General features: G+C 78.9%; 1 pseudogene. It reads left to right on the top strand.

The features are described 5' to 3' along the window. Positions 1-228, top strand: a pseudogene (locus KVS71_RS19830) (DNA repair protein RadA); the annotation flags it as partial.

Raw genomic sequence — 228 nt, 5'->3', positions numbered from 1 at the left:
GCCCGCCGCCGATCGGCCCGCCGCGATCGCCGTCGCCGGGCCCATCCAGATGATCTCGGTCCCGCGCACGGCCGCCGGCGTCGGCGAGCTCAGCCTCGCGGGCGAGGTGCGGCCGGTGTCGCAGGCCGCGCAGCGGCGGGCCGAGGCCGCCCGGCTCGGCTACGAGCAGGTGGGCGGCGACCGCTCCAAGACACTGCGCGCGGCGCTGGGCGACATCAGGGCACCCAA

Source organism: Microbacterium sp. GbtcB4 (assembly GCF_019091465.1).
In the GTDB taxonomy this organism is placed as follows: domain Bacteria; phylum Actinomycetota; class Actinomycetes; order Actinomycetales; family Microbacteriaceae; genus Microbacterium; species Microbacterium paraoxydans.
Note: the sequence above shows the minus strand (reverse complement) of the source record. Positions and strands in the feature narration are given on the sequence as shown.